Source organism: Enterococcus casseliflavus NBRC 100478 (assembly GCF_001544095.1).
Lineage (GTDB): Bacteria > Bacillota > Bacilli > Lactobacillales > Enterococcaceae > Enterococcus_D > Enterococcus_D casseliflavus.
Window position 1 is genome coordinate 38,521 of sequence record NZ_BCPT01000022.1, and the last position, 7,167, is coordinate 45,687.

Annotated in this window: 4 protein-coding genes; all 4 read left to right on the forward strand. The window is 31.7% G+C overall.

The annotated features are described in order from the left end of the window. Position 1: 1 nt before the first annotated feature. Genes ECA1_RS15025 through ECA1_RS15040 form a run of 4 tightly spaced genes read left to right on the forward strand, consistent with a single transcriptional unit; the run spans position 2 to position 6,957 of the window. On the forward strand, positions 2-1,231 hold the full coding sequence (locus ECA1_RS15025; protein WP_010749353.1) for an ABC transporter ATP-binding protein: 1,230 nt from the start codon (positions 2-4) through the stop codon (positions 1,229-1,231). Positions 1,232-1,257: 26 nt separating this feature from the next. After that, positions 1,258-4,332 (forward strand): rhamnan synthesis F family protein, encoded by a 3,075-nt coding sequence (locus ECA1_RS15030; protein ID WP_060792926.1) that lies wholly within the window; start codon positions 1,258-1,260, stop codon positions 4,330-4,332. Positions 4,333-4,378: 46 nt separating this feature from the next. Beyond that, complete coding sequence (locus ECA1_RS15035) at positions 4,379-5,626, forward strand: glycosyltransferase family 4 protein (protein WP_060792927.1); 1,248 nt, start codon at positions 4,379-4,381, stop codon at positions 5,624-5,626. 20 nt (positions 5,627-5,646) lie between these two features. After that, positions 5,647-6,957 (forward strand): DUF2142 domain-containing protein, encoded by a 1,311-nt coding sequence (locus ECA1_RS15040; RefSeq protein WP_060792928.1) that lies wholly within the window; start codon positions 5,647-5,649, stop codon positions 6,955-6,957. The last annotated feature ends 210 nt before the right edge of the window (positions 6,958-7,167 follow it).

The following is a 7,167-nucleotide window of genomic DNA, read 5'->3' on the forward strand; positions in this document are numbered from 1 at the left end:
TATGAATAATGAAATAGCAGTGAAAGTTGATCATATAGGAAAATCGTTTCGTCTTCCTACAGAAAGTACAACGAGTTTAAAAAGAACCATCGTTAATTATTTTAAAGGAATCAAAGGATATAATGAGCAAAAAGTCCTAAGAGATATTTCGTTTGAAGTGAATAAAGGAGATTTCTTTGGAATTGTCGGAAGAAATGGGAGTGGAAAATCAACCTTATTAAAAATTATCTCCCAAATTTATACACCTGAAAAAGGGTCTGTAGAAGTGAACGGAAAATTGGTTTCCTTCATCGAGTTAGGTGTTGGATTCAATCCAGAATTAACTGGGAGAGAGAATGTCTATTTGAATGGCGCTATGCTTGGTTTTTCCGAAAAAGAAGTGGATGGAATGTATTCCGATATCGTTGAGTTTGCGGAATTAACTGAATTTATGAATCAAAAATTAAAGAATTATTCAAGCGGCATGCAGGTTCGACTTGCGTTTTCTGTAGCGATTCAAGCGAAAAGCGATATTTTAGTCTTAGATGAAGTATTGGCTGTCGGGGATGAAGCGTTCCAAAGAAAATGCAATGACTATTTCATGAAGGCCAAAGATGAGAACAAGACCATTATCCTCGTGACTCACTCAATGGAATCTGTTCGTAAATACTGTAATAAAGCACTGATGATCGATAAAGGGGAAGTAAAAATCATCGGGACCCCAGATGATGTAGCAAATCAATATTCTTTAGACAATGTTACACAGACGGGGACCTCCACCGTTATTGAAAAAACAGACGATATCGATGTAAAGAAAGAAGAAGAGAACGATTACATTAAAGACTTCAAAGTACGGTTGCTATCAGATGAACTAATAGAGAAAGATCAAAAAAGAATAGCGTTTGAAGTTTCGTATGAAGTTTTAGAGGAAATGAAAACATATATAGCTTTTTCTTTAACGGATATTGATCGAAATATTTGGGTATATAATGACAATTCATTAGATCATATGACCACAGGCTTAGGGAAAAAAACTTTGCGTTATACATGTAATTTGAACGAAATGAATGGTTGCAAACTTCGGTTAGGTGTTTCAGTCAGAAATGAATCAGACCAACCATTCGCGTTCTCTGATAAGGAGAATTCACCTATTATAATTATTTCTCCAAAAAAAGAAATGTCTAAAAGCGAGAGAATTTCTTCTAGCGGATTAGTTAGACGAAATGGATCTTGGGAAGAAATCGAAATATAGTCTGGTAATGAGGTGGGCAAAACTTTATGGGGTTAGTATCTGTTATTGTGACATGTTACAATCACGAAAAATATATTGAACAATGTTTAAAAAGTGTACTTTCTCAAACATATCCTGAGATTGAACTGCTTGTTATAAATGATGGTTCAACTGATAAATCAGAAGAAATAATTCTTAAAACTCTTGAACTTTCTAACACAAAATATGAGTATATTTATCAAGAGAACAGTGGTGTTTGCGTAACAAGAAACCGTGGGTTAGATTGGATAAAGGGCAAATATGTTCTTTTTATTGACAGTGATAACTATCTCGATCCTGAGTTTATTGAAAAATTAGTTTCTTTGGCTGAAAGCGAAGAGGTCGATATAGTATATACCGACTTAATCAATGCTTCATCAAAAGAACTTTTCATGAAAGCCAGACCGTTCGAGCTTCAAGCCTATCTAACAAATAATTTTATTGATAATTGTTCACTAATACGAGCATCCATCATTAAAGATGTTCGTTATGACTTGAATTTAAACCGAAAAAAATTAGTTGATTATGATTTTATCATGAATTTAATTTTAGTTAATAAAGCAAAACCAAAAAAATGTGAAGAAGCTAAGCTGAATTATCGAGTACTAGCAAATTCGATTTCTAGGACCGGAGAGCATTCTTCTGATAAATTTTATTATGAAGTTTATTTTTATATATTAAGAAAACATATTGAAGACTATCCCAATGAAATTCTTAATGCAGTTTCACACAATACTATGATATTGGAAAATAGATTAAGCAATCTCACAAAACATTTGACTGAGTTAACAGAACATGTAAAGAATCAAGATCACGAAATTATCGTGAAAAACGATGAAAAAAAACTTTTAGAATTGGATAAGCAAAATCTGCTTGTTGAAAGAAAAGAGTTGGGTGAACATTTCTCTTATGAAATTGAAAAATATGAAAAAGAACAATTTACAATGAAACAAATTATTGCAACTTTGGAAAATGAGAAAAATGAAATTCGAAATTCAAATTCATATAAATTAGGGAATCTTTTCATCAAGCCGATACATTATGGATATCGCTTTATTAAAAATCCAGCTCTTGCTTTAAAAGTGTGGAGTAAATTAAAAGAGAACACAAGAAAATACTCAACAAAAGTTGTAAAACCCTCTACACTCCTGATGAGGGTTAAAAGGAGTGTAGAGAGAAAGAATAATAACTATGTTGCTCCATCAAGAATTTTGATTTTTGTTATTTATGAAGACAAAGAGAAATTACAAGAATATAAACTTCTTTTCTTGAAAGCATTTAAAGCTCTATGTACAAATCTCTTAATTATAGTAAATGGTGATTTACCAAGCTCGGATATTGAGCAGTTGGAACAATTAGGCCGTGTAGAAACCAGAGAAAATAAAGGATACGATACGGCAGCATTTAGACATGGAATTTTGTTTTTGGGTAAAGAGAAGCTTTTGGAATATGATGAGTTACTGTTAGTAAATGATACCAACATTGGACCTGTTGGTGAATTATCATCTATTTTTAAAAAAATGGCAGATAAAAAACTGGATTTTTGGGGTTTGACTTATGGAGAAGAATATAACGATTTTACTAATTTAAACAAATACGGCTATATTCCTAAACACTTACAGTCTTACTTCTTAGTAATAGAAAAGACATTGCTTTCTTATTCAGGGTTTTATTCTTATTGGGAAAAAATGAATGATACAAATTCAAGAGATAAAGCAATTGGTATGCACGAAACGGTATTCACAAAGCATTTTTCAGATTTAGGATTTAAGCATGGTGCGCTAACAGAAAAAAACGAGGATAGTGCAATGTATATCCATCCTCTTGAGATGCTTAAAGAGGGTATACCAGTAATCAAATATACTGCATTATCAAACTATACAAATGAGAAATTTATTTGGCAAGGCTTGAATAGGCAAACAGAAATCCCTAGTTTGGTAAAATATATAGAAGAAAAGACAGATTATCCTGTTAAAATCATCAAAGAGATCATAGAGGATATAAAGGAGAAAGATTCACAAAAGTATGTATTGATTATTGATGGTGTTGAAAATGTTATTCCACAACTGACAAAATATCGTGTTGAAAATAAAATTGAACAATTAAAAAATTTGAATTTTAGAGTGAAGTCTGTGGGACTTTCTGAGCTGAAAATTAGCGATGCAGAAAGAGCGAGCCATATTATAATTTATAGAGCGCCATATAATGAGATGCTGGTCAATTTGATTCAAGTGGCCAAAGAATTTAATAAGCCAGTTTTATATGATATTGATGATTTAGTGATTGATACGAAATACACTGACCAGCTTTCGTATGTTAAAGGATTATCTAAAATAGAGAAGCAAAATTATGATGCTGGCGTGACTAACTATGGAAAAATGCTGGTTCTATGTGATATTGCAATAGCTTCCACAGAAGATTTGAAAAAAGAGCTAAAAAAGTATAATACTAAAGTGTTGTTAAACCGTAACTTAGGCAGTGAGGAATTAATAAAGCTAAGCAATAATGCAGAAAAACTTAGTGATGCATCATGTGTTCATATTGGGTATTTTTCTGGATCAATTACTCATAACGAAAATTTTGAATTAATTATGCCGGCAATATTGAAAATTTTAGCTTCCTTTAATAACGTGAAATTACATTTAGCGGGTCATATCGATATTCCGAATGAGTTAAAAGAATATAGTGAACAAATTGTGATCCATCCATTTGTTGACTGGAGATTGCTGCCGCAACTTGTTAAAAATGTAGATATAAATCTTGCGCCGCTTGTCGACACTATATTTAACAGGGCAAAATCTGAAATTAAGTGGTTAGAAGCTGGGTTATTAAAAATTCCAACAATTGCCAGTAACATTGGATCATTCAAGGACATGATAATTGAAGGTGAAACTGGCATTTTAGTTGATTCATCTGAAGATTGGTTTGAAAAACTAGAGCTGCTTGTAACGAATGGAGAGTTGCGCAAAAAAATTGGACGTAACGCGTATAATTATGTTGTTAACAATTGTACGACAATTCAACATAACGATGAATTGACAGATTTTTTATCTGAAGAGGCAAAAAATAAAATAAACGATTAAATAAAATATTCTTTAGTATAGGTATGTTTTAAATGAAGGAGACAAGATGAAAACAATACTTTTCGTGTCACCAACGGGTACGCTCGATAATGGAGCAGAAATATCTATCGTCAACTTAATGAAGTTTTTAGCTGCAGAAGGATATCATGTAGTTAATGCAGCACCGATATATGGAGTTGCAACAGAAAATGATTATTCTAGATATTGTGAGTCCAATGGCATTGAATGCTATTTGATCAATAACCAACGTTGGTGGTGGGAAGATGCTCCCGCACATATATTTGGTTCAGAAGAAGAAAGAGTTGTTTCATATAGAGACACAATTAAGACATTAACCGAGATTATAAAAGAAAAACAAGTGGATGTGGTGATTACAAATACGGTAAATATGTTTCAAGGTGCTCTTGCTTCTTGTCTAGAATCTATTCCTCATATCTGGTTAATTCATGAATATCCAGAAAAAGAGTTTGCTTACTATAAGAATAAACTAGATTTTATTGATCAATTTTCCACGGATATATTTTCGGTCACAGGTGATTTAAACAATCATCTGAATAAATTATTTAATAGTAGAGAAATACTTCCTTTTGCGCCGTATACAGAACTAAAAAGTTCAAATATTCAAATAGGAAAGAAAAAAAGAATCGTTTCAGTTGGAAGAATAACCAAAAGAAAAAATCAATTGGAGCTAATTCGAGCATTCCATGAAATAAATAGAAAAGATATCGAACTAGTTTTTGTTGGCGGTTGGGATGAAGAGTATAAAAGAGAATGCGAACGATATATAAAGGAGCATACTATTGCATCAGTTTCTTTTACCGGGAATGTAGAGAATCCATGGGATATAGTTACAGATAAGGATATTTGTGTATTTACATCAAGTTTAGAGACATATGGATTAGTTTATGTAGAAGCTTTACTCAATGGTATTCCAGTGATCATTTCGGACAATCCAGGCCATTTATCTGCATATGAGATGTTTCAACATGGGAAAATATATCCATTAGGTAATATTGATTCGCTTGTAGAGGCTATTAATTATTTTATAGACAATTTTGAAGAAGTAAAAAGTAAATCAGAAATGTTCATTAAAACAGCGAAAGAAAAATATCAAATCAAGTCAGTTTATCATGTTTTAATAGAAAGAATAAATCAAGCAAAGACAAATGAACATGCTATAAGACACATAAAAAACTTATTAGTAATCAACGAAAAGAAAAGTAAATTAGCAAATCTAGAAATAAAAATAAGAACCTTTGTGCAGAGAGTGATGTATAAAATTAAAAATAAATAAATACTTAAGGGGTTAAAATAATGGTTCGAAACAAATTACGAGAACCGCAAGGGATTTTTCTCGTACTAGCAACTCTATTTATAGGGATTTCGGTATTTTTAATGCCTATTAATAGAGTGCCCGATGAGATGAACCATGCGAGAATGGCATGGAATTCAATATTTGTAAGAACTGACACGAGTTTTGATTGGATGAATAGTGTTAGTGCAGATACTGAAATTAACAAAAGTGAATATAAACAGTTGTTTACGGAAAAAATTGATTTATCCGAGGAAAAATTTCAACCAAGCTTTGAGTTGAAAAGAATTATGCATATTCCGCAAGTTTTAGGAATGATACTAGGAAGCATTGTTTATCCATCAATAGGCGTAATGGTAACATTGGGACGCTTATTTAACGCTGTATTTTATATAGCCAGTATGTATTTAATTATTACAAAGACTAGATACGGTAAATGGTCGATGGTGCTTTTATCTTTACTCCCTATAATGGTTCAACAAGCAGGATCATTATCTTATGATGCTGCAAACTTCGTAGCGATTCTTGGCTTTTTTGCCTTTTTAAGCTTAATGATTGAAAATCCTCAAATCAATTTAAAAAAGTTGTTTCAAATTTTGCTATTTGCTCTAGCACTATATATTACGAAAAGTAATAACTTTTTATTTCTATTGCTTCTGTTCCCAATCAATTTCATATTAGCAGGAAAACTTTCTCCTTTGGAGAAAGTTAATCAGCATATAAGAAAGTTGATCTTCAAATACAAATATATACTGATCGTCCTTTTGCTTGTTCTTGGGGGATTAGTAGGTATTAAAATGTTTGGTGGTATACAGGGAATTAAAGAATTACTGCTCGTTTTGGTGAGAACTCTATTTAATAATAATCTAAATGGACATTTAAACAGCATTTTAACCGTGGGTATGTTTGGTTATATTGGGTTGTTTTCGGTAGAAATCCCTTTGTGGATTATTTTTATAGATGTAGCTTTATTGGCTTTTATTTCTGCTCTGAATAGTGATTTTGAAATCAAGAAAATATTCGGATTTTCATCGTTAGCAATCATTGTAATTCAAATTTTGGCTATAATCGCTGGAATGTACTATGCTTGGACACCGCTAGTATTAGGAGAGAATGCAATAATTTCGGTAGGTGCACAAGGGAGATACTTTACTCCGTTTCTTATTTTTCTTGTTCCTTTTTTCATCTCATTAAAAGATAGCATAAAAGTCGAGATGAGTGAAAAGCTATTAAGGTTTGCTATAATATTAACTTTAGTATTCAATTTTATTGTTTCTACAGGCTTGGTTTTGGATACTTATTGGTTTTTATGATGGGAGAACTTATGAACAGGGTTGCTTATCTTTAGATTAGTTTTTTTTCTTTTCTAATTCATTTTCAGTATAGAAATTTGCTAATTCTGTTTTTTCAATAATAGATGAAATGAGTTGTGTAAAATCAAATCTGGGTCAGAATGAACCACATTCTGGCTCAGATTTTTTGTTATCTTACATTGATTAATTGATTGATCAAAAAGATTCTAA